The sequence below is a fragment of the Streptomyces sp. NPDC104814 genome, assembly GCF_055583185.1.
This window is the reverse complement of the sequence record NZ_JBVJOL010000001.1, coordinates 663,250-683,497: the sequence shown is the minus strand read 5'-3', so window position 1 is coordinate 683,497 and position 20,248 is coordinate 663,250. Positions and strand designations below refer to the sequence as shown.

Sequence of the window (20,248 nt, the reverse complement as noted above, 5' to 3'; positions counted from 1 at the left end):
TTGGATGTTAAGGACGTACGTGGAGACCAACCCCAACGCCCAGTCCGCTGCTGATCATGCGGCAGCGACGAAGCTGGCGAACCGCATCTGGCAAGTGGCCGACCTGCTGCGCGGGGACTACAAGCGCTCTGACTACGGCAAGGTGATCCTGCCGTTCACGGTGCTGCGCCGGCTGGAGTGCGTGCTGGAGCCCACCCGGAAGCAGGTTCTGGAGACGCATGAGCGGTGGACGGCGAAGGGGGTGAAGTCGGACCCGTTCCTGCCCGCCGAGTCGGGTTACGCCTTCTACAACAGGACCCAGCACACTCTCGCGGACATTGCGGGAGCGCCGGAGGACGAGAAGGACAACCTCCCGAAGTACGTGCGCGGCTTCTCGGACAACGTCCGCGAGGTGTTCGCCCAGTTCCGCTTCGAGGAGCACATCCAGCGCCTGCTGGACACCGGGCTGCTGCACAAGGTCGTGTCGGAGTTCGCAGACCACGACCTGCACCCCAACACCGTCTCGAACCATGTGATGGGGTACGCCTTCGAAGAGCTCATTCGGAAGTTCTCCGAGGAGTCGAACGAGACGGCCGGTGAGCACTTCACGCCGCGCGAGGTCATCAAGCTGATGGCGGGGCTGCTCATCGCCCCGGACATGGCCGAGATCAAGGTCCCGAAGATGACGCGGACGGTGTACGACCCCACGTGCGGTACGGGTGGCATGCTCAGCGCCGCCCAGGAGTTCATCCTCCAGCACAATGCGCAGGCCAACGTCTTCGTCTTCGGCCAGGAGCTCAACCCCGAGTCGTGGGCCATCTGCCGCTCCGACATGATGATCAAGAATCAGGATGTGGAGAACATCCAGCTGGGCAACACCCTGAGCAAGCCGTTCTTCCGGGACAAGACCTTCGACTACGTGCTCTCCAACCCGCCGTTCGGCGTGGAGTGGAAGAAGGTCAAGGAGGACGTCGAGAGTGAGCGGGACGACCTCGGCCACCGGGGCCGCTTCGGAGCCGGAACGCCGCGCATCAACGACGGTTCACTGCTGTTCCTGCAGGAACTGATCTCCAAGATGAAGCCGGTCGAGGACGGCGGCAGCCGAATCGCCATCGTCTTCAACGGCTCGCCCCTGTTCACGGGCGCGGCCGGCTCGGGTGAGTCCGAGATCCGGCGTTGGATCCTGGAGAACGACTGGTTGGAGGCCATCGTCGCCCTGCCGGACCAGCTCTTCTACAACACCGGTATCTCCACGTACTTCTGGATCCTGACGAACCGCAAGGACCCGGCCCACAAGGGCAAGGTCATGCTCGTCGACGCGCGGGACTATTGGGTCAAGATGCGCAAGTCGCTGGGTGACAAGCGGAAGATGATCAGCGAACAGCAGATCGACGACATCATGCGCCTGTACGGCGAGGCTCTGTCGATCGCGGAGGAGGAGACGCACGAGCTGCACGGCAGGGTGAAGGTCTTCCGCAACCGCGACTTCGGCTATCACCGCATCACGGTCGAGCGCCCGCTGAAGCTGCGCTTCGAGGTGACCGAGGAGACGCTGGAGGAGGCGCGCGAGTCGAAGGCGATGCAGAAGCACTTCGGCGAGGGTGAGGGCGTCGAGGGCTTCGTGGACGCCCTCAAGCCGCTGATGGGGAAGGTCTGGGCCACGAAGAAGGAGGCCTGGGCCGAGGTGAACGCCGCGCTGGCCGAGGCCGGCGTCGCGTGGTCGAAGGCAACGGCCTTCCAGAAGGCTCTACGAGAGCTGATTGGCGTGCGGGACCCCGAGGGTGAGGTCCAACTGAAGAAGGGCGAGCCCGAGCCGGACCCGGAGCTGAGGGACTACGAGAACGTCCCGCTGGACGAGGACGTGGAGGCGTACCTGACGCGCGAGGTACTGCCGCACGTGCCGGACGCGTGGATCGACCACGAAAAGACAAAGATCGGCTACGAGATTCCGTTCACGCGGCACTTCTACGTGTACACGCCGCCGAGGCCGCTGTCGGAGATCGACGCGGAGCTGAAGGCGCTGGAGGAGCAAATTCAAGCGCTGCTGGGCGAGGTGACCGAATGACATCGATCTGCAACACCGGTCTATCCACATCCTCTAGCGTGTCGTGGCCTTCTAACTGGCGCACGGTTCCCTTGTGGTCGATGTTCGAGCGCATCAAAGACGTCGGGCATCCACAGGAGGAACTACTGAGCGTTTATCGCGAGCATGGTGTAGTGAAGCGCGAGAGCAGACATGACAACTTCAACAAGGCGGCGCTGGACCGCAGCATCTATCAGCTTATCCATCCAGGGTGGCTGGTCGTAAACCGCATGAAGGCATGGCAAGGATCAGTGGGGATTTCACCATTCCGCGGGATCGTTTCGGGACACTACATTTGCTTTCGACCGCAACACAATGAGGACCCCCGCTTCCTGAACTGGCTTTTCCGCTCGGACGTTTACGCAACCGAATACGCCGCGCTCTCACGCGGCGTACGGCCAAACCAAGTCGAGATCGACAACGACGCACTCCGAGTGCTCCCCGTAAAGCTACCTCCGCTGGGGGAGCAGCGACGCATTGCCGACTTCCTCGACACGGAAACAACACGCATGGATAAGCTGATTGAAGCACAGGAGCGCCTGGTCGCAAAGCTTCAAAGCCGGCGAGAGGCTGGAATCTTCGCGGAGGTGACGGGCGCACGCACATCAAACCACCGCCCGTCATCCCTGGCTTGGGCAGACACGATCCCTCTCGAGTGGCAGGAGGTACGCCTGGGACTCCTGGCACGCATGGGTAGTGGTCACACCCCAAGTCGCTCAAACCCTGAGTGGTGGACAGATTGCACAATCCCGTGGATCACAACTGGCGAGGTCAGCCAAGTACGTGATGACCGGCGTGAGACCATCACGGAAACGCGCGAGAAGATCAGCATGCTCGGTTTGGACAACAGTGCCGCCGAAATTCACCCGGCGGGCACTGTCGTTCTTTGCCGAACCGCGTCGGCGGGGTACTCCGCCGTCATGGGGCTGGATATGGCTACAAGTCAGGATTTCGTGACGTGGACTTGCGGGCCACGTCTCGACCCCTACTACCTGCTGTGGAGTCTCAGGGCAATGCGTAGTGACCTCCTTGGTCGGCTGGCCATGGGGTCTACTCACAAGACCATCTACGTCCCCGACCTTCAAATGCTTCGCATTCCGTTGCCGAACATGCAGGAGCAGCAAGCGATCGTGAAGCGTATCCGCGAGCAGAACGCCAAAATTGACGGCCTCGTCGATTCGGTCCGCAAACAACTCGCCCTGCTGGCCGAGCGCCGCCAAGCCCTCATCACCGCCGCCGTAACCGGCCAACTCGATGTCACCACCGCCCGAGGAGTGGACGCCGCATGACCAGCGCCACCCCAGCCCCCGTCCCGGCGCAGGTCCGCGCCGCCAGCGAGGAGGCCTTCGAGGTCGCCGTCACCGAGGCACTGATCGCCAACAAGTGGCGCGCAGGGCAGACCGGCGACTACGACGCGGAGCTCGGAATTGACACCGCGCAGGTGTGGGACTTCCTCGGGGCAACGCAGCCCCAAATCCTGGACAAGCTCAAGGAGCTTGCTGGCGTAGACGCCGGCAATGACGCCGCGAACATCGCCATGCGCGAGTTCGTACGCCTCCTCGCCAAGGAGATCGACCAGCGCGGCGCGCTAGACGTCCTTCGCAACGGCGTCAAGGACCGTGGCCTGCATATCGACCTCGCGTACTTCCGGCCCGCGCATGCGATCGCCGAGGACGCCTTCGACAACTACCGCCGCAACCGCCTCTCCGTGACCCGGCAGTTGCGCTACTCCCCAGACCACACCAAGGAACTGGACCTCGTCCTTTTCGTCAACGGCATCCCCGTGGCGACCGCGGAGCTCAAGAGCTCGGCCTCCGCCCACCCTCAGACCGCCGAGGACGCCAAGAAGCAGTACCGCTTCGACCGCGACCCGAAGGACCTGATCTTCGCCAAGCGTGCCCTCGTCCACTTCGCTGTGGACGAACAGCTGGTCTTCCTCACCACCAAGCTCAAGGGGCAGAAGACCGACTTCCTCCCCTTCAACCGGGGCTCGGAAGGCCCCGGCAACCCCGGTGGCGCCGGCAACCCGGCTCTCTCCCCGGACGGCCCCGCCTACCGCACCGCCTACCTCTGGGAGGAGGTGTGGCAGCGAGACAACTGGCTGGACCTCATCAAGAGGTTCCTGCATGTCGAGGACCCCAAGCATAAGAAGGGCCGCGCCGGGACCGCCCGCCGCATCTCCGTCCACGACCGGACGCTGATCTTCCCTCGCTACCACCAGTGGGACGCCGTCCGGAAGCTCACCGCCCACGCGGCCCGCTACGGTTCGGGGCAGAACTACCTCGTCGAGCACTCCGCCGGCTCCGGAAAGTCCAACACCATCGGCTGGCTCGCTCATCACCTCTCAGTACTTCACGGCTCCGCCGAGCCCGACGCCCTCGACCCGAAGGCCGTCGACGAAAGCCGTATCGAGGCAAACAAGCCCGTCTTTCACAAGATCGTCGTCATCACGGACCGCACGGTCCTCGACGACCAGCTCCAGGACACGATCTACCAATTCGACCACACTCCCGGAGTCGTCCAGCGCATCAAGGCCCAGGACGGGGCCAAGTCCAAACAGGTCGCCGAGGCCCTCGCCAACACCGGTACGAAGATCATCATCGTGACGGCGCAGACCTTCCCGTATATCCTGGAGGGCGTCTCCTCGCTCAAGGAGAAGCGGGTCGCGATCATCGTCGACGAGGCGCATTCCGGCCAGTCCGGTGACTCCGTCGCCAAGCTCCGCAAGGTGCTGCGGGGTCTGGGCGCCGAAGAGAACACGAGCACGGACGAGGAGGACTTCCTCACCTCCTCCGCCGCCGAGCGCAAGATGCATCCGATGCTCTCGTACTTCGCCTTCACCGCCACGCCCAAGCGTAAGACACTGAACCTCTTCGGTGTGAAGGACCCCGCCACCGGCCTGATGCGGGGATTCCACGTCTACTCGATGAAGCAAGCCATCGAGGAGGGCTTCATCCTCGACCCCCTCCGCAACTACTGGCGCTACAGCACCAGTTGGAAGGTCGACAAGGAAGGCGCCGACGAGATCGAGGTGGCCGAGGACAAGGCCAAGGGCGAGCTTGCCAAGTTCGTCTATCTCAACCCGATCACCTTGGCCCAGCACGCCGAGATCGTCATCGACCACTTCGCCACCCATGGCCGCCGTCGTCTCGGCGGCCGGGCGAAGGCCATGGTCGTGACCCGTTCCCGCAAGGCCGCGTACGAGATGCACAAGCACCTCGTCCAGTCAGCGAAGGACCTGGACTGCGAGGATTTGGGCATCCTGGTCGCCTTCTCCGGCGAGCTGGAGGTGGAGAAGGAGATCGACGGGGAGGTCAAGAAGGTCAAGGTCACCGAGGCCGAGATCAATGGCATCTCCGAGAAGGAGCTCCCCGAGGCCTTCGCCTACACCCGCGCCGACGACCCTCACGCCGCCCTCCGCACCGGTAAGCCAGGCGGCGCACCACAGCGCACCGAGTACCGCATCCTGGTCGTGGCCGAGAAGTACCAGACCGGCTTCGACCAGCCGCTCCTCACCCACATGTACGTGGAGAAGCCGCTGACGGACGTCGCCGCTGTGCAGACCCTCTCCCGGCTCAACCGCACGCACCCTCTCAAGAACCAGGACGACCTGTTCGTCCTCGACTTCGTCAACGACCCCGACGACATCAAGAAGGAGTACGCCCCCTACTTCAAGGAGGCCCGTACCGAGCCTGCCGACCCGAACCTCCTCTACCCCGCCCAGCGCAAGGTCATGGACCACAGGCTGCTGTACCCGGAGGAGATGAGCGCCTTCATCACTGCTCTCGCCAAGGCCCAGCCCGCTGCCGGAACCGTCACGGCCGGCCAGCCCGCCGAACGCAAGTGGGAGAAGGCCCACGCGGCCCTCTACCGACACACGGACGGGGCGCGCGCCCGCTTCGTCGAGCTCCAGGAGAAGGACCGGGAAGCCGCCGAGCAGTTCCGTTCCGACCTTCAGGACTTCCTGCGCCAGTACGGCTTCCTGTCCCAGCTCATGCCCCACCCGGACACCGACCTGGAGCGGCTCTACCTGTACGGCAAGCACCTCGCCAACGTCCTGCCCCCGCCTCCGCACGATCCGTCCCTCGACGTTGGGGAGCTGGACCTCACCCACATGCGGGTGACGAAGGTCGGCGAGTACGACATAAGCCTCACCGACGAGGACGCCGAGGACCTGCCGCCGTACGGCGGGGACGGTGTCGGCGTGTACAAGGACCCGGCAAAGGCTCTGCTCTCCGAGATCATCGACGACTTCAACGAGCGTCATGGGCTCGGCCTGAGCGAGGCCGACCGCATTATGTACGAGGAACGCATCGTCGCCGCCGCAGAGGACCAGGACCTGCAGGAGGCCGCCGTTGCGGCCCGCAACGAGGGGGACTTCGAGCACCCCTTCAACAAGCGCTTCCGCGACATCATGATCGAGCGCGCTGAGGCGGACACCAAGTTCACGGAGAAGTACTTCTCCGACGAGGAGTTCCAGGGCAAACTCCTCCAGGAGGCCCGGCGGGCGGCGTATCGCCTGATCCGACGCCGGCACAATCTGCCGGACACGCGCTGATACGCGAGGGAGGGGGCGGAACCCACCGCTCCCTCCCTACCTACGCCGTGACTCAGCTCTCCGAGGCGTATCCGATGAACGCCGTCCAAGCGGTGGGATCCACAGCCAGCTGCGGTCCCTGCTTGTCCTTCGAGTCCCGGACGTAGACGGCTTCGGGCACGGCAGCCACCTCCACACAGTTGTCGCCCTGTGTACCGCTGTAGCTGCTCTTGAACCAGGCCAGCTCGGTGGTGCTCATAGCGCTCCTCGCATCTGCTCCAGCAGGCACACGGTGGCCTCTCGGCCGAGGGCCTGCGAGCGCATCTTCCCATAGCGCTGGAGCATCGCGCTGACGTCTTTCGGGGCAGTGATCAAGTCGCTGTGCTGCTGCCCCTCCGCATAGCCGATCCACTGGTGCTCGGAGGTCTCCGCCAGGTACATCGGCCCGTCAAGGCCGGCGTGATCCGGCTGCTGAGCAGGCATGATCTGGATCTCAACGTTCCGCAATCGGCCCACCTCCAGCAGATGGTCAATGAGGATCCGCGTCACCTCCTTGCCGCCAGTCTGCCGCTCCATCAAGCCTTGCTCGACCATGAAGCTGAAGGCGGTATTCCGCCGCTCGATGAGTAGCTTCTGCCGCTCCAGCCTGGCCATGACCTGCCGCTCGATCTGCTCCTCCGTAAGCGGTGGCAAGCTGGCGTCAAACACGGCCCTGATGTACGCCTCCGGCTGCAGCATCCCCGGCACCACCCGGCACTCGTAGGCGTACAGGCTGATCGCGTCCTCTTCGATCGCCGCCCACTCCCGGAACCACGAGGCCAGCCCGACTCTCCGGGTCAGGTACTTCGCGGCCGCTCGCAACACCCCACCTGCGTCGAGGACTTCCTCGCCCCGCTCGACAAGGTCCTTCGGCGGGAAGCGGCGCCCCTGCTCGATCGATGCGACATAGTGCGTCGAATATCGCACCCTCGGCGCGAAGTCCTCCTGTGTCAGGCCCGCCTTGTCCCGCAGAGCCTTCAGCACCGCGCCAAAGGTCTTCAGCGCTTCCGAAGTCTCCGGTTCACCGTTGCCCGCCATACCAGGCACCTCCCGCGTACCATCCGCTCCCCGCCCAACTCATCCATGGTCACGGCCTGTTACGCGTACTGTCCACCCCATGAGCCCGTACAGTCCCCACAGTACGAGCGTCGCCGCTGGTCACCCGCCCTCCACCAGCGGAACTGTGGAGTCATGCCACCCCACACCTCTGTCACCGTACGTGTGTTCACCCAGCGTTTCAGCTCCACCCCCAAGGGCGCGCGCCTTGCCCGCCTGCTCGCCGTGCAGCAACTCGATGACTGGGGATTGCCCTACAGTTCCGAAGGCTCCGGCAACGCGGCCGTCATCGTCGCCGAGCTCGCCTCCAACGCCGTCACCCACGGCCGAGTACATGGCCGGGACTTCGAGCTCGCCCTCGTCCTCGCCGGCCCGACCCTTCGTATCGCGGTGTCGGACGCCCGGGGCGAGCGCCTGCCCCACGTCACCGGCGCACCTCAGCTCCCGGAAACCGAGGCCGGTCGCGGCCTCCTCCTGGTCGCCGCGCTCGCCAGCCGCTGGGGCGTGGAGCCTCGCCAGCACATCGGCAAGACGGTCTGGGCCGAGTACACCCTGAACGAGACCTCGTGAGGAAGCAACCCTGGTCAGCCCTCTTCCTCCTGGGCGGCCAGCCATTCCTTGGCAAGCTCCCACAGGTTGCGCTTGCCGTCGAGCACCCAGCGCGCCGGGCCCTGCACCGCCACCGGGGCTTCCTCCCACCCTGCGAGCTCCCAGATATGGGTGACGAGGCCGCTGGCCGAGTAGGCCTTGCCGTCGTAGGACCAGATGAGCGGCTTCGTGCGGTCGTTCTGCCACCGGGCCTGCGACCTTCGCTCGTCCGCCGCGAGCCACTCCTTAGTGGCTCGCGTTTCCGGAGCGTTGTACGGGACATACACCAGCGGTGTCCCCTCCGCGAGGATCCCGGCGTTGACGAGGGTCGGCACGACGTTGGGGCGACGGCGCCGACGCTTCTGCTGGGCCGGCGGCTGGTAGTCGTCGGCCAGCTGCGGCACGGAGGCCCTGCCGCCGACATCCTGCGCCACGATCCGTGCCAGTTCCCTGCACCGCGTCTCGTTGGTGAACGTACTCGTGAGGAAGGACGTGGGACCGTATTCCTCGTCCACCCTGTAGATGAGCCAGGAGAGAACAGATTCGGTCAGCTTCGGGACAGACTCCAGCACGGAATCGAGCGGGTAACCCGGCTCGTCGATGTCCGCAAGGTCGAGCAGCTGGAAGACCAGATGCGTGATCAGCAGGTCGCCGCGCTGGGCCGTGTCCTGGGCTCGCCCCCGAAGGCGCTTGCGCAGGACGTCGAGGGCCTTGCCCACCTCCCACTGGATCTGCACGCAGCGCCAGATACGGAAGGCGCTCGGGGCCTCACCGAAGAGCCGGGAGTAGGCGCCCCCGTCGCCTCGCTCCCACAGCAGATCGGTGTCCCGCTTGGCCCGTACGGTGAGTTCAGGGGTCCGGCGGGCGCAGGCGAGGGCGACGGCCGCGTGCACGACGGAGCAGCCGGACTCCGGCGCGGGATCGGCCTCGCCGCGCTTGTAGACGTACGTCTTGCCCAGGGTCAGATCGAAGTCCTCGCGGATGAGCGCCTGTGTCTCGTCGAGGGCGATGAAGTCCCGTCGCGAGACATCGTTCTGGGTGTTCGTGGTCTCGGTGATGCGTGCCGCGTACTCGGTGCGTTCGTCGCCCAGGGAGATGACCCGGACCATCACATCGGCGTCCTCGACGGTGTCCGGGGTCACCTGCATCGCCTTGTGGATGGAGGTGACCGTCTGAGCGCCGTTGACCACGCTGACATGCGTGAGCCTCAGTTCCACGGGATGGTCGGGACGGCGGCGGTCGGGGTAGTAGGGCTCGATCCTGTCGCACAAAATCGTGATGCCGTTGTTGAAGTACCAGAAGTTCTCGGGCTCGTCCTTGAGCGTCTTCTCGATGCCGGAATTGATACGGGTCCGCCCCAGCGACTGCCGGATGTTCTGCGAGAACAGACGGGCACCGTGGTCCTCGTACCAGGCTGCGATGTCACGGGCGGCCACGCTGCCCTGGTAGGCCAGGAACGGGATGTCGCGGTGCACCCACTTCGGCATCCGCACCGTCACGTTCACGGGGTCGGGGGTACGATCCTCCCTCAGCTGCCGCAGCAGCTCCCCGGTCCCCATGAGCTGGTACGCCAGCATCGGCCCGTGGCCGTGGTGGTCCTCGACGGCCCGGTCGAGAATGGTGGTGGTGTGGGAGCTGAGCGGGTCGCTTCCGACTACCGCGATGATCAGGGTGATCTTGAGGTTGGTATCACCCATCGCCGAGTCGAGAAGCGCCGTGAAGGGCTGCAGCTTGTTGTTGAACGCGTCGAACTGCCGCTGCTCCAGCAGGCGCAGCCCGTCGACGAACGCGCGGGCCGCGTCCGTGTGGAATCCCGCCGTACCTTTGTCGCTCCACTTCGCCTGGACCAGCCACACCTGGGCGCCATCGGTGACCGCCACGGCGTCGATGCCGTTGTCGTCGCTTCCGTCGATCACCGCTTCGGCACAGGCCTTGGGCTCCCAGCCCGTCACCCGGCGGATCGCCGTGGCGGCCACGGCACGTGACAGGAAGGCGCGTCCTCGCTCCTGCTCGGAATTCCGCTGAAGATCACTCTCGTCGATGAGCCCGCGGTACGCCTGAGTCAGAGCAGTCCGGATCTGGTGCAGCTCCAAGGGTGTCGTCCTCACAGGTCCCCGCCCCGTACCGCTCATCTCTCACACCTCGGTGACGCTCATTCAGCTGTTTTTGTTTCCGCGCACGTCCACCCTAGCCCGGCCCTTACCGACCGTGTCGGGCAATGGCCGATGGCAATCCCTGCGGCTGGACCTGACGTTGCCTCACCCGCCAGACTGATCGGGAACGATCACGGGGAGGCCCACCGGCATGACAGCGCAGCATCCGAGACTTGTCGCGGATCGGTACGAGCTGAAGGCGCTGCCCATGCCCGGCGGCATGGGGCTGGTGTGGGAGGGGTACGACACCCGCCTCGACCGTCCTGTCGCGATCAAACAGATCCGCGCCGACAAGGCGCACACCTCCGCACAGCGGGCCGAGTTGATCAGTCGGTTCCGGCGCGAGGCGAAAGTGACCGCCAAGATCGAGCACCCGGGTGTGCCGGCCGTGTACGACGCGGCCATCGACAAACCGGATGACTCACCCGACGGCGTCGCGGAGCTGTACCTCGTCATGCAGCTGGTGCGCGGTGAGGATCTGCGGGACGTCCTCGCGCAGCACGGTGCGCTGCCGGTCGCCTGGGCGGTCTCCGTCGCGGCGCAGGTGTGCTCGGTACTCTCGTACGCGCACGCTGTGCCCGTGGTGCACCGGGACCTCAAGCCCAGCAACATCATGATCGACACCGACGGCTGGGTGAAGGTCCTCGACTTCGGGGTCGCCGCGGTGCTCGGAACGGACGTCACGCAGATCACCGACACCGGCCGTATGGTCGGTACGCGTGAGTACATGGCGCCCGAGCAGTTCCTCGGCGTCGGAGTGAGCCCGCGCAGCGATCTGTACGCCCTCGGGTGCGTCCTGCATGAGATGCTCGCCGGGAAGAAGGTGTTCGACGGCAGCAGTGATCCGGCGCTGCAGCACGTCCACGAGGATCCGGTACCCCTGCGCGTGCTGCGTCCCGAAGTGCCACAGGCGCTGGAGCGGATCGTACTGGAGCTGCTGGCAAAGGCGCCCGAGGACCGGCCGGACAGTGCGCAGGACGTCCACGAGCGGCTGGTGCCGTATCTCCCGGTGAGCAGCGCGGGCGCCGATGGGCCCGCACCGGCCGGTGTCGCCGATCCGACGCGCCCGTATCGCGCTCCGCTCGCCCCGAAGGCAAGGCCACGGCCCGCCGCCGAGCCGCTCGTACCGTACACGCCGACCGTCCTGGATCCGGCAGCCGCTCCTCCGCCCGCACCCGCGACCGTCTCCACGCCCTCCTTCGCGGTGCCCCGCGTGAGTGAGGAGGACGTCGAAGAGGCGGAGCACCATGCGGTGCGGCTCTTCGAGGAGGAGCGGTACTCGCAGGCCGCGGGCGTGCTGGAGGAGATCCTCGACCAAGCCGGGTCCGACGACCCGCTGCTCCTGGGGCTCAGGCAGGTGTACGCCGCCGTACTGTTGGCAGGCGGCGACTACCGTCGGGCGCTGGCTGCCTTCCAGCTGCTGGCCGCCGCTGCGGGCAGGACGGAAGGACCGGACAGCGAGGACATGCGCGAATACCGGCAGCAGATCGCGCTGTGCCACGCCATGCTCGGCGAGCACGAGCAGGCGCTCGACGCGTACCGCGCCCTGCTTCCCGGCGCCGCCCGCGAGGAGGCGCTCGCACTCCAGGAGAAGATCGCTGCTCTGCTGCTGACATTGCACCGGGTACGAGAGGCGGCCAGGGTGCTGCGTGGTCTCCTGCGCGACCTGGATCCGGCGAGCCCGGAGGCCGGGCGCGTCCGCGAGCTCCTGACCCGTATCGAACTCACCGGCGGCACCGGCAGCTGAATCGGGGCCTTTCGCTCCTTCCCCACGAACCGACAGGAGGCCGACCGTGCCGCATCTCGCCTTTGACATCGGCTTCTGCGCGGAGCTGCACAAGCTGCAACCGCCAGTGAAAAAGGGGTCTTCGGCGCCTGGGAGAAGTTCGAGAAGCTGACGCTCCAGCAGCTGTTCAAGGATCCGGGGCTGAAGCTCGAGTCGCTGACGCACGCCCGCGACCCGCACATCCGCACCATCCGCATCACCGACTTCTGGCGCGGTGTCGTCCTCGCCCCCGGCTCGGGAGAGATCTTCGTCCTTCTGAAGGTGATGCAGCACGACGCGGCGATCGCCTGGGCGAAGAAGCAGAAGTCCAGCATCAACGCGGTGACGCGAGCAGTGGAGATCCGCGACGCGGGGATGCTGGAGGAACTCGCCCCGGCCGCCGAACGGATGGCCGCAGAGTCCCCGGACCGGCGGCTGTTCGACCATGTCACCGACAAGGAGCTCAAGTCTCTCGGCGTCGATGAGGACACCCTGCGCCAGGCGCGCAGCCTCGTGGACAAGGAGCAGCTGGAGCTGTTCGCGCCGTATCTGTCGGCGGACCAGCGCGAGGTCCTGGAACACCTGGCTGAGGGCTTCTCCGTCCAGCAGGTCTGGCAGGAGCTCGTGGCCTACCGGGCGCAGCCCGCTGACACCCACGACTACGACACGGCCATCCGTAACGCGCGCTCCCGTATCACGCTGGTCACGGCCTCAAAGGAGCTGCAAGACATCCTGGAGAAGCCGTTCGCGGCCTGGCGGGTCTTCCTTCACCCCTCCCAGCACCGGATCGCGTACCGGCCCAGTTACTCCGGTCCCGCCCAGGTCACCGGCGGACCCGGGACCGGCAAGACGGTTGTCGCGCTGCACCGAATCCGGCACCTTCTGGGTCATGTGCGCGACGGTGAGCGGATCCTGCTCACCACGTACACGAATGCGCTCGTCCACGCACTGCGGTCCGGCCTTCGGCAACTGGTGAACGATCCACGGCTTCTCGACCGCGTCGACGTGTGCACGGTCGACGCATTCGCGCACCGGGCAGCCGCACGCGCAAACGCTCCTGCCCTTACTCCGCTGAACGGCAGCGAGGAAGAGCAGTACTGGATCCGTGTCATCGACGACCAGGGCTTGCCGTGGACAGCCCAGTTTCTGGCACAGGAGTACCGGCACGTGGTGCTCGCCCAAGATCTCATCAACCAGGGCGCGTATCAGGCAGCACAGCGGCGAGGCCGTAGCAGCGCCCTGCCGTCCGACCGGAAGCCTCTGGTGTGGCAGGCGGTCGAGCGTTTCAAGGAACTGCTCGCCGAGGACCAGCGCTGTACCTACCTCCAGCGCGCAGCCGAGGCAGCCCGTTCCCTGGCGGATGCGGGACCGTTGTACCGCCACATTGTGGTGGACGAGGTCCAGGACCTTCATCCGGCGCAGTGGCGACTGCTGCGCGCCGCCGTCCCCGAGTGCCCCGACGATCTGTTCATCGCGGGCGATCCGCACCAACGGATCTACGACGCGAAGGTCTCACTCAAGGCCCTCGGCATCAAGGTCTCCGGGCGGTCAACCAAGATACGCAAGAACTACCGGAGCACTCAGGAGATCCTTAGCTGGGCGGTCTCGTTGCTGGCCCGGCGACCGATCGGTGAACTCGCCGACGACGAGATTGAGGAGACCTTTTTCGGCTACCGGTCTGCGCTCCACGGCGGTACGCCACTGACCCGCGACACCGATGGGCAGGACGAGGAACTGGAGGCACTGGCGGAACAGGTCCGCAAGTGGATCACCTCTGGGGTGCGACCAGGAGAGATCGGCATCGCTACCCGCTTCAACCGGGGTGTCGGGTCGGTCGTGAGCCGGCTGTCAAAGGCCGGTATCCCTGCACGCAGACTGCGCGCCGAGTCCGCGGATGACGCTGACGAGGTGGCCGTGGGCACCATGCACGCCTTCAAGGGGCTCGAGTTCCGCTGCATCGGCGTCTTCGGCGTGAACGAGGGCGCCGTTCCCTACCCGAAGGCGGTCACACCACTTGATGTCGACGCGGTCCAGCACGGTACGGATCTCCTCAGCGTACGCTGCCTGCTGTTCGTCGCCTGCACCCGGGCCCGCGAGCAGCTGTACGTGTCCTGGTCCGGCAAACCGAGCCCGTTCCTGCAAGAGGCGGGCCTCACCGGGTGAGCCTCCGACAGCAGGGACACAAGTACCGTCTGGAAGCGCTGACCGGCCCCGAGGGCTCACCGCGCTTCTTCGGCTACCTCTCCTCCTCGCGCTGACCTGATACGCGGAAGCGAGGAATGCGAGCGGCATCTCACCCGCTACCAGGCTGCCCTCGAAGCCGGAGCGGACCCAGCCGTCGTCACCTGGCGGAGCAACGAAGCACAGCGCAACAAAGAAGAGGCGCAGAGGAAGTTCGACGCGCTGCCCGCCACCACCCGGAAGACGGAACCACCACTCAGCACCGACCAGATCGGGGCGATCACTGAGAGAATCGAAGATATCGCACAGCGCATCCACCCCGCCGACATCGAGAAGAAGGACCCATACGAAGCCCTGGGCGTCACCATCAGCTACGAAAACGTAGCGAGGACCGCGACCATAGGTCGAGGCCCTCGCTACCGTATTGTTACTACGAGTGTCCGAGGGGGGACTTGAACCCCCACGCCCGATAAAGGGCACTAGCACCTCAAGCTAGCGCGTCTGCCATTCCGCCACCCGGACAAGGTGTCTGCCGCTCGGCGAGGGGCTTCCCCGCGGCGACGAGGACAACCATACCAAGGTTTCGCAGTGCCTTTCACCTGCGTATCCGTGCGGTGGGCGCGGCGCGGACGGGGTCGAAGAGGGCCGTCACCGTGGGCGCCCGGGCGGTCACTCCTCGCCGGTCGCGAGCGTCCGCAGTGCCCGGACCAGCGTCGCCGCCGTGTCCTCGTCGAGCGCGGCGAGGAAGCGCCGCTCGGCGGCACGGCGGGCCTCTTCCGCGCGGCGCAGGCAGTCCCGGCCGGCCTCGGTCAGCTCGACGATGTTCTTGCGGCGGTCCAGGGGGCTGCGCCGGCGCTGTACCAGGCCGTGCTCCTCCAGGCCGTCGATCAGCGCGACCATCGTGGTGCGGTCGACGCCGAGCCGGGCCGCCGCCTCCACCTGCGACAGCGGTTCGCCGCCGGCGAGGACGACCAGAACGGCCAGCTCGTGGCCGTCCACCCCGTGCGGCGCCAGGGCCTCGGCGGAGAGGCGGGCGAAACGGGCCTGTGCGTGCTTGAGGAGGTAGCCGAGCCGGGACTCGAGCGGCGCGGGCTGCTGATCGCTGACCATTCCCCGACTGTATTCGGGAAACTGACTGTCAGTTTCGCTGATGATTTACTACGCTGATCGTCATGACCACTGTTCGGTTCGGCCTGAAGACCACCCCCATGCACGTGTCCTACGAGGACATCCGCCGCGTCTGGCTCGAGGCGGACGCCGTGCCGGAGATCGAGGACGCGTGGCTGTGGGACCACCTGCTGCCGGTCGCGGGCCCCGCGGACGGCGAGGTGTACGAGGGCTGGACGCTGCTCAGCGCGCTCGCCGCGCAGACCGAGCGGCTGCGGCTCGGACTGCTGGTGACCAGCAACCGGATCCGGCCGCCGGCCCTCCTCGGCAAGATGGCCGCCACCCTCGACGTGATCTCCGGCGGGCGGCTCGTCCTCGGGCTCGGCGTCGGAGGCACGCATCAGCCGGCTGGCGCCGGAGGGATCGCCGGGCCCAATCCGGCGATCGCGGAGTACGCGGCGTACGGGATCGACCTGGTGCCGCCCGCCGAGGGCATCGCGCGGCTCGCGGAGACCGCCGAGATCCTCAAGCTGATGTGGACCGAGGACGTCTTCGACTTCGAGGGCCGTCACTACCGGCTCCACGGCACGCGCAACGAGCCCAAGCCCGTGCAGCGGCCGGGGCCCCCGCTGCTCATCGGCGGCTGGGGCACCCGGCTGCTGCGACTGGTGGCCGAGCACGCGGACGCCTGGAACGTCCCCGGGCCGCCGCACAACAGCGTGGAGTTCGTCGCCGAGCGCTCCCGCGTCCTCGACGCGCACTGCGCGGACCTCGGACGCGACCCGCGCGAGATCGAGCGCTCGGTGCAGGTGCTCGTGTCGTACGACGACCCGGCGGCGACCCGCGAGACGGTCGCCGCGCTGGTCGCCGCCGGGATGAACCACATCGTGCTCAGCCTGCCCCGGCCGTACCCGGTCGGCGTCGCCCGGTGGCTGGCCGACGAGATCATCGCCGGCACCTGAGGAGGGGCCTCCCCGTGACATCGGGGCTGCCCCTCCTCAGGGGTTGCGTCACTTGCGGCGCAGGGCCGCCATGTTCCGGTAGCCGATCGCCGCGTGCTCCAGCGACTGGCCCGGGTTGGCGGCGCTGGGCGCGTTGTCCTGCTCGACCATCGGGTTGTGGTAGTTGCGGTGGCCGACGCGGGAGAAGAACGTCGTGTAGTCGATCACGCCGGTGCCGAACGGCACCATGTCGTAGCCCATGCCGTTGGTGTTGTTCACGACGCCGTCCTTGGCGTGGAAGAGCGGGTAGCGCTTGTCGTACCGCTCGACCAGGCCGGCCGGGTCGAAGATCTTCGTCTGCGTGGAGCCGTCGTGGGCGGTGTAGGTGCGGAACTTGTACTGCGCCACATGGGCCCAGAAGATGTCCATCTCCAGCCAGACCAGCTGCGGGTCGGTGACGGTGAGGAAGTACTCCAGCTTGCGCAGGCCGGAGCTGCGGGTGGGCCGGCCCTGGGCGTCGAGCGGGCCGCCGTCCAGCAGGAAGCCGTAGGCGGCGTCGTGGTTGTGGGTGTACAGCTTGATCCCCGCGGCGCGGGCGATCTCGCCGAGGGCGTTCCACTTGTCGGCGGCCACGTCCCAGTCGGACTTCACGGCGCTGGAGGTGGGGTCGCCACCGGTGCCCATGTGCGCCATGCCGAGGATGTTCGCGATCTCCAGGTGCTTCTTGAAGGTGTCCAGGTCGGCGCTGGTCAGCGGCCAGGACGGCGGGATGAAGCCGTGGTTGCCCTGGGCGCGCAGCCCGTAGTCGTCGAGCCAGCCGCGCAGCAGCCTGGCGCCCTGCGCGGACTCCAGGTTCGCCCCGCCGGGCGCGTTGGCGTGCTGGCCGTAGCCGGCGAACTCCACCTGCCGGTAGCCGAACCGGGCCAGCTGCTCGAAGACGGCGCGGAAGCCGGAGGGCAGGGTGCTGGTCAGCGGGTCGCGGCCGATGGCGTCGCGGACGGTGTACAGGATGATGCCGCGCCGGTCGGCGGGCACCAGCTCGTGCCCTCTGGCGGTGCCGTTCTCCGCGGCCGCCGGGGTGGCGGCGTGCACGGGGGCCGCGCCGAGGACGGGCGCGGCGATCGCGCCGGCCGCGACGGCGGTGCAGGTGCTCAGGAAGGAGCGGCGGCCGATGCCGAGGGAGCGGCGCAGCTGGTCGTCGGGGGTGCGGATGTCGTTCACGGGTGCCTCTCTTCGCCAGGGTGGTCCGGTCCGTCGAGACCGGCAAGGTGGAGCAGCAGGGACTTCACGTCGGTGGCCGCGATGCGGTCACCGACGGCGCGGGGGGTGGAACACAGGACGAGCGGACCGTCGTCGTCGCTCGTGGGGAGGCGGCCGTGGCTGCCGCGCACGGGTGCCGGGTCCAGCGGCACGACCGCCATGCGGTAGCGCAGGCCGAGCTTCTTGCGGGCCAGGGCGCCGGCCGCGCGGAGTCTCACATACGGATCGAGCGGGTCCATGAACAGCTCGGCCGGGTCGTAGCCGGGTTTGCGGTGGATGTCGACGAGCCGAGCGAAGTCGGGGGCGCGGGCGTCGTCGAGCCAGTAGTAGTACGTGAACCAGGCGTCCTCGTCCGCGACGGCGACGAGGTCGCCGGCGCGGGGATGGTCCAGGTGGTGGGCCTTCTTGCCCTCGTCGTCCAGCAGGCGGTCGATGCCGGGCAGGTGGTCGAGGGCGGCGCGGGTGGCGGCGAGGTCCTCGGGGCGGCGGACGTAGACATGGGCGATCTGGTGGTCGGCGACGGCGAAGGCACGGGAGGCCATCGCGTCGAGGTACTCCATGCCGTCCTGGGTGTGCACCTGGAGCAGGCCGGCGCGGCGCAGGGCGCGGTTGATGTCGACGGGGCGGCGCACGGCCGTGATGCCGTACTCCGACAGGGCGAGCACGGTACGGCCCTGCGCGCGGGCGTCGTCCAGCAGCGGGGCGAGGGCCGCGTCGAGGTCGGCGGCGGCACGGTGCGAGCGCGGGTCGTCGGGGCCGTAACGCTGGAGGTCGTAGTCGAGGTGCGGGAGGTAGCAGAGGGTCAGGTCCGGCCGGCGGGTGCGGTTGAGGTGACGGGTGGCGTCGATGATCCAGCGGCTGGAGGTGAGGTCGGCGGTGGGTCCCCAGTAGTGGAAGAGGGGGAACGTGCCGTACTTCTCGGTGAGTTCGTCGTGGAGGGCCGGGGGCCAGGTGTAGCAGTCGGGTTCCTTGCGGCCGTCGGCGTAGTACACCGGGCGGGGGGTGACGGTCCAGTCGGTGTCCGCGCCCATGGCGTACCACCAGCAGACGTTGGCGACGGTGTAGCCGGGGTGGGCGCGGCGGGCGGCGTCCCACACCTTGTCGCCCTCGATCAGGGCGTTGTGCTGCCGCCACAGCAGGACGTCGCCGAGGTCGCGGAAGTACCAGCCGTTGCCGACGATGCCGTGCTCACCGGGGTGGGCGCCGGTGAGGAAGGTGGCCTGGGCGGAGCAGGTGACGGCGGGCAGGACGGTGTCGAGGGGGGCGCGGGAGCCGTGCTCGGCGAGGGCCTTCAGGCGCGGCATGTGCTCCAGCAGACGGGGGGTGAGGCCGACGACGTCCAGGACGAGGAGGGGGTTCGGCTCGGCGGTGTCGGTGCGGGTTCCGTCCGGTCGGCTCATGGCAGCTCCTTCAGGCCGAGGTCGGTCAGCAGGTCGCGGGCCAGGGTGAGTTCGGCGGCGATGCCGTCGACGAGCCGCTCCCGCGTGCGGGGGCGCAGCTCGGGCGGCAGGGCCTGCCAGGTGTAGGTCTCGACCTCGAGGTGGCGGGTGAGGGGGTGCGGTCCGCCGGCCAGCCGGGCCAGGGCGGCCTTGAGGACGGGCAGGGTGGAGGTCAGCGGCGGTGCGGGGTCGGCGTGCAGCGGCACATGGAAGTGGGCCCGCCAGGGCGTGGCGTCGGGCAGCGTGTCACCGCTCAGGGCGTCACCGAGGTCGTCGGTGCCGCGCAGGCCGGTGGCGGTCGCGGTGCGGGTCTGGTGCAGGAAGCGCGGCTCGGCGAACGCGGCCAGCGCCTCCCGCACCTCGGGCAGATGCGGCTGCTCGGCGTGCAGCGCCGCGGACAGCTGCGACTTGACGACGGGAACGCCGGCCGCGGTGAGGGCGGTCAGGGCGGTGTCCGGGTCCTCGAAGGAGGTGGCGAGGTGGCACGTGTCCACGCACACGCCGATACGGGGATGGCGGACCGCGGCGAGGGGGGCGAGGGCGTCACCGGTGGTCTCGATGACGCACCCGGGCTCGGGTTCCAGGCCGATCCGCACGCTGCGTCCGGTCAACTCCTCGAGCGTGTCGAGGCGTTCGCCGAGCACCCGCAGTGCGTCGAGCCCGCGGTGGGTGTCGGCCGCGGTGCGCCAGGCGAGCGGCAGGGTGGAGATGCTGCCCTCGGTGACGTCGTCCGGGAGCAGGGCGGTGAGGATACGGGCGAGGGCGGTGGTGTGGTCGAGGCGCTCGGGCTCGGACCAGTCGGGCCGGTACACGCGGTACTTGACCTCATCGGCGCCGAATCCCTCGTACGGGAAGCCGTTGAGGGTGACGACCTCCAGGCCGCGCCGGTCGAGTTCGTCGCGCAGTCCGCGCAGCGCGGCCGGGTCGGCGGCCAGGGAGCGGGCGGCGTCCTGCGCGAGCCACAGGCCGATGCCCAGCCGGTCGCGCCCGAGGCGGCGGCGCACCGGCTCGCAGTGGTCGCGCAGCTGCGCGCGGACGCCGTCGAGGGTTTCGGCCGGGTGGACGTTGGTGCAGTAGGAGAGGTGGATCGTGGAGCCGTCGGGGTGGCGGAAGCGCATCG

General features: G+C 67.6%; 13 protein-coding genes, 1 tRNA gene and 1 pseudogene. 7 read left to right on the top strand and 8 right to left on the bottom strand.

What is annotated here, in order from left to right:
• Positions 1–4 precede the first annotated feature (4 nt).
• From ACZ64A_RS02835 to ACZ64A_RS02825, 3 genes are read left to right on the top strand one after another with little or no spacing between them, the layout of a single operon-like run.
• The gene (locus ACZ64A_RS02835) at positions 5–2,044 is read left to right on the top strand and encodes a type I restriction-modification system subunit M (protein ID WP_469807784.1); all 2,040 of its coding nucleotides are present in this window, start codon (positions 5–7) and stop codon (positions 2,042–2,044) included.
• Positions 2,041–3,351 carry a restriction endonuclease subunit S gene (locus tag ACZ64A_RS02830; RefSeq protein ID WP_469807783.1) on the top strand — a complete coding sequence of 437 codons (1,311 nt, stop codon included), beginning with the start codon at positions 2,041–2,043 and terminating at the stop codon, positions 3,349–3,351. Before ACZ64A_RS02835 ends, ACZ64A_RS02830 begins: the two co-directional genes overlap by 4 nt.
• Positions 3,348–6,620 (top strand): type I restriction endonuclease subunit R, encoded by a 3,273-nt coding sequence (locus ACZ64A_RS02825; protein WP_469807781.1) that lies wholly within the window; start codon positions 3,348–3,350, stop codon positions 6,618–6,620. Before ACZ64A_RS02830 ends, ACZ64A_RS02825 begins: the two co-directional genes overlap by 4 nt.
• 52 nt (positions 6,621–6,672) lie before the next feature.
• On the opposite strand, the gene ACZ64A_RS02820 is transcribed toward ACZ64A_RS02825, so the two are convergent.
• Complete coding sequence (locus tag ACZ64A_RS02820; RefSeq protein WP_164457301.1) at positions 6,673–6,858, bottom strand: DUF397 domain-containing protein; 186 nt, start codon at positions 6,856–6,858, stop codon at positions 6,673–6,675.
• Positions 6,855–7,676: a helix-turn-helix domain-containing protein gene (locus tag ACZ64A_RS02815; protein WP_451714164.1), complete on the bottom strand. Its 822-nt coding sequence runs from the start codon at positions 7,674–7,676 to the stop codon at positions 6,855–6,857. The genes ACZ64A_RS02820 and ACZ64A_RS02815 overlap by 4 nt, the downstream gene beginning before the upstream one ends.
• Positions 7,677–7,829: 153 nt before the next feature.
• On the opposite strand from ACZ64A_RS02815, the gene ACZ64A_RS02810 reads away from it, so the two are divergent.
• Positions 7,830–8,264: an ATP-binding protein gene (locus ACZ64A_RS02810; RefSeq protein WP_469807779.1), complete on the top strand. Its 435-nt coding sequence runs from the start codon at positions 7,830–7,832 to the stop codon at positions 8,262–8,264.
• Between the two features lie 14 nt (positions 8,265–8,278).
• Here ACZ64A_RS02810 and ACZ64A_RS02805 read toward each other — a convergent pair whose 3' ends face one another.
• Positions 8,279–10,375 (bottom strand): AIPR family protein, encoded by a 2,097-nt coding sequence (locus tag ACZ64A_RS02805; protein WP_469807778.1) that lies wholly within the window; start codon positions 10,373–10,375, stop codon positions 8,279–8,281.
• Positions 10,376–10,586: 211 nt separating this feature from the next.
• On the opposite strand from ACZ64A_RS02805, the gene ACZ64A_RS02800 reads away from it, so the two are divergent.
• Together ACZ64A_RS02800 and ACZ64A_RS02795 are read left to right on the top strand one after the other, a co-directional pair.
• Positions 10,587–12,182, top strand: a complete 1,596-nt coding sequence (locus tag ACZ64A_RS02800) for a serine/threonine-protein kinase (RefSeq protein WP_469807777.1) — start codon at positions 10,587–10,589, stop codon at positions 12,180–12,182.
• A 46-nt stretch (positions 12,183–12,228) separates the two neighbouring features.
• Positions 12,229–14,363: pseudogene (locus ACZ64A_RS02795) on the top strand (UvrD-helicase domain-containing protein).
• A 455-nt stretch (positions 14,364–14,818) separates the two neighbouring features.
• On the opposite strand, the gene ACZ64A_RS02790 reads toward ACZ64A_RS02795, so the two are convergent.
• A tRNA-Leu gene (locus ACZ64A_RS02790) sits at positions 14,819–14,903 on the bottom strand.
• A 147-nt stretch (positions 14,904–15,050) separates the two neighbouring features.
• On the bottom strand, positions 15,051–15,491 hold the full coding sequence (locus tag ACZ64A_RS02785; RefSeq protein ID WP_469807776.1) for a MarR family winged helix-turn-helix transcriptional regulator: 441 nt from the start codon (positions 15,489–15,491) through the stop codon (positions 15,051–15,053).
• Between the two features lie 62 nt (positions 15,492–15,553).
• On the opposite strand from ACZ64A_RS02785, the gene ACZ64A_RS02780 reads away from it, so the two are divergent.
• Positions 15,554–16,450: an LLM class flavin-dependent oxidoreductase gene (locus tag ACZ64A_RS02780; protein ID WP_469807775.1), complete on the top strand. Its 897-nt coding sequence runs from the start codon at positions 15,554–15,556 to the stop codon at positions 16,448–16,450.
• A gap of 48 nt (positions 16,451–16,498) precedes the next feature.
• On the opposite strand, the gene ACZ64A_RS02775 is transcribed toward ACZ64A_RS02780, so the two are convergent.
• The 3 genes from ACZ64A_RS02775 to eboE are packed head-to-tail and all read right to left on the bottom strand — an operon-like array spanning position 16,499 to position 20,246.
• The gene (locus tag ACZ64A_RS02775) at positions 16,499–17,650 is read right to left on the bottom strand and encodes a sugar phosphate isomerase/epimerase family protein (protein ID WP_469807773.1); all 1,152 of its coding nucleotides are present in this window, start codon (positions 17,648–17,650) and stop codon (positions 16,499–16,501) included.
• Positions 17,647–19,089: a nucleotide pyrophosphatase/phosphodiesterase family protein gene (locus ACZ64A_RS02770; protein WP_469807772.1), complete on the bottom strand. Its 1,443-nt coding sequence runs from the start codon at positions 19,087–19,089 to the stop codon at positions 17,647–17,649. Before ACZ64A_RS02770 ends, ACZ64A_RS02775 begins: the two co-directional genes overlap by 4 nt.
• Positions 19,086–20,246 carry a metabolite traffic protein EboE gene (gene eboE / locus ACZ64A_RS02765; protein ID WP_469807771.1) on the bottom strand — a complete coding sequence of 387 codons (1,161 nt, stop codon included), beginning with the start codon at positions 20,244–20,246 and terminating at the stop codon, positions 19,086–19,088. The genes ACZ64A_RS02770 and eboE overlap by 4 nt, the downstream gene beginning before the upstream one ends.
• Positions 20,247–20,248 lie beyond the last annotated feature (2 nt).